1 pseudogene is annotated in these 1,832 nt (G+C 39.5%); it reads left to right on the top strand.

The features are described 5' to 3' along the window. Positions 1-1,802, top strand: a pseudogene (locus EHS15_RS19180) (hypothetical protein); the annotation flags it as partial. Positions 1,803-1,832 lie beyond the last annotated feature (30 nt).

The raw sequence follows: 1,832 nt of genomic DNA, 5'->3' as shown, positions 1-1,832 counted from the left end.
ATACTAGAGAAGAGAACGAGAAGCTAAAAGACAAATATAAATTAACAGATGAGGAGCTCGCTAATCTAGACCCAGCAGTACGTGAAGACATGTTGGATAAACTAGTGAATGCACCATCACTAACTGATATAGCACTAGGAGCCTTATCTACACTAGGCAGTGGATTTCTCGCAGGGTTAGCACTGTTTGGAATAGGAAGACGAGAAGAAGATAATCCGATCGCGAGTGTGAAGCCACAAACAACAGAAAGAATCGTAGATGATACACCGAATGAGATATCGGAAGTAATCCCTTATAGTCCAGAGGGAACGGAGATTCCAGCAGATAAGTATGTAACTGTTCTTGAGAAGACAGCGGACGGAGAGACGGTTGAAGTGAAGATCCGAGCGGATCGCTTGGAAGAATATATATCTGAAACAGGCCGTAGAGATGAAATTCGAACGAATTCCGCAAGGAGCTTGATTGGAGACGGTGACAACAGCATCTTAGATGGAGCGAGAATCCGAACGGAAGCAGATGGAACGGTAGTATATAAATTATCCTCAGGAATAGAGCTTACAGAAAGAGAAGTGATTGATGCTCAGTTTAGAGGACAGTTGAGTCCCGAGAAGCGAGCAGAATATGATCGCTTAACTCAGGAAATTAAAGATGCAGAACTTGCTGAGTCGATAGGTAAGACGAAAGGAGTCTTTGAACTTAAGAGTTGGGAAGAAGCTCAGAAGAAACTTGAAGAAGCAAAACTGGCATTACAGAGCTTTCTTAAGACGGCGGTGAAGACGTTAGGTTTTCCAATTGGAAATGCACCAGTCAAACCTTTAGATGCTCAAAATATTTCCAACCCGTCCGTTGATATTCAGCAAAGATTTATAGATGCAATAGAAAATCCGAATGTGAATGATTACAAAGCAGGCGGTAGCTTAAAGCTGGAGTTTCCAGAAGGAACGCCTCCAGAGAAGATTCGTGAAACATTGGAAAAAATAGGGAAACAGTTATTGAAGGATGCTTATTTTAATTATGATTCTTCAATCATATCACAAAAATTGTTAGAGACGTTTGCTAAGGAGAATGGACTCAATTTACCTACCTCAACACCAGAGCAAAAACAAATCTATAATAGTCTAAAGAATGAATTGGCTACTACAAAGGCGAATGCAGCGGCAGATTATACAACTGCCAAGATAGAGTATGTAAGAGAAAACTATGCTAGATTGACTACAGAAAAGTTGGTGGCAGAGTTTGGGGATCGAATTGATACGCAGAACAGTACGGAAAAAGTGACTGTCTTGAAGAATGGTGAAGGTGTGATCTTGAATCAAGTTTACTATGATTCACAGAGAGATAATACATTTGATAAATGGTATGTAGGAGATGATGGGAAACTATATAATCTTCGACCAGGTTCAGAGTGTGCTCCTACAACGAATGCGATGCTATCTCAATATATGGGAGCTGTCTCTCAGAATGGATTATATCAGCTTGTAGATGACCAGATTCGGCAAGCTGAGATTGATGGTTTGATTAAGAAGGGGACAGAGTTACAGATCAATGATAATCTAAAGCTCGTTTTAAATAAATATAGCCAAACAATGACTTTTTTGGAACCTGATAAAACTCCAATTCCAGGGTCTAATCCTGTTCAATTTAAACCCAATATTGAAGGTTGGAAGATTGAAAATATCAAAAAAGCATTAAATGAAGGTAAGCCTGTTGGAGTAAGTGGCGATTTCGATGTTGGAGGAGTTACCGCTCATAGACTGTACAAATATAGTATTCGCCAGTCACACTCTTCTAACTTTTATTAGGTTAAATGATTTCTTCCTGATCTAATTTTG

Origin of the sequence: Leptospira idonii (assembly GCF_004770995.1) — a bacterium.
Classification (GTDB): Bacteria; Spirochaetota; Leptospiria; order Leptospirales; family Leptospiraceae; genus Leptospira_A; species Leptospira_A idonii.
This window is presented reverse-complemented; position numbering and strand designations above follow the sequence as displayed.